Source organism: Tateyamaria sp. syn59 (assembly GCF_007995245.1).
Taxonomy (GTDB): domain Bacteria; phylum Pseudomonadota; class Alphaproteobacteria; order Rhodobacterales; family Rhodobacteraceae; genus Tateyamaria.
Genome location: NZ_VCBA01000055.1, coordinates 1 through 1,167, shown reverse-complemented (window position 1 = coordinate 1,167; position 1,167 = coordinate 1). Strand labels below are relative to the sequence as shown.

At 61.6% G+C, this 1,167-nt stretch carries 1 protein-coding gene; it reads left to right on the top strand.

Translation table 11 applies throughout. The features are described 5' to 3' along the window. On the top strand, window positions 1–1,167 hold a 1,167-nt coding region (gene tuf / locus FD715_RS22395; protein ID WP_147115507.1), incomplete at both ends, for an elongation factor Tu.

The window sequence follows — 1,167 nt, the reverse complement described above, 5'->3', positions numbered from 1 at the left end:
ATGGCAAAGGAAAAGTTTGAACGTACGAAGCCGCACGTTAACATTGGCACGATTGGGCACGTTGATCACGGCAAGACGACGCTGACGGCGGCGATCACGAAGTATTTTGGTGATTTCCAGGCATATGACCAGATCGACGGCGCGCCCGAAGAGAAGGCCCGCGGGATCACGATCTCGACCGCGCACGTGGAATACGAAACCGACGCGCGTCACTACGCCCACGTCGACTGCCCCGGCCACGCCGACTACGTCAAGAACATGATCACCGGTGCGGCGCAAATGGACGGCGCGATCCTGGTTGTGAACGCTGCCGACGGCCCGATGCCCCAAACGCGCGAGCACATCCTGCTGGGCCGCCAGGTTGGCATCCCGAAGATCGTCGTGTTCATGAACAAAGTGGACCAGGTCGACGACGAAGAGCTGCTGGAACTGGTTGAAATGGAAGTGCGCGAGCTGCTCGACAGCTACGAATACCCCGGCGACGACACGCCGATCATCGCGGGCTCCGCGCTGGCGGCGATGGAAGGCCGTGACGCCAACATCGGCGAAGACAAGATCAAAGAACTGATGGCGGCTGTGGACGAATACATCCCGACGCCCGAGCGCGCGGTTGACCAACCCTTCCTGATGCCGGTCGAGGACGTGTTCTCGATCTCCGGCCGCGGGACTGTTGTGACCGGCCGTGTGGAGCGTGGCGTGATCAACGTGGGCGACGAGATTGAAATCGTCGGCATCAAGGACACGCAGAAAACGACCTGCACCGGCGTTGAGATGTTCCGCAAGCTGCTGGATCGTGGTGAAGCGGGCGACAACATCGGCGCGCTGCTGCGTGGTATCGACCGTGAAGCGGTTGAGCGTGGCCAGGTGCTCTGCAAGCCGGGGTCTGTGACGCCGCACACGAAGTTCGAGGCCGAAGCCTACATCCTGACCAAGGAAGAGGGTGGCCGTCACACGCCGTTCTTCGCGAACTACCGTCCGCAGTTCTACTTCCGGACGACGGACGTGACGGGCACGGTTCAGCTGAACGAAGGCACCGAGATGGTGATGCCGGGCGACAACGTGTCGTTTGGTGTCGAGCTGATCGCGCCGATCGCGATGGAAAACGGCCTGCGGTTCGCTATTCGTGAGGGTGGCCGGACTGTGGGCGCGGGCGTGGTCTCCAAGATT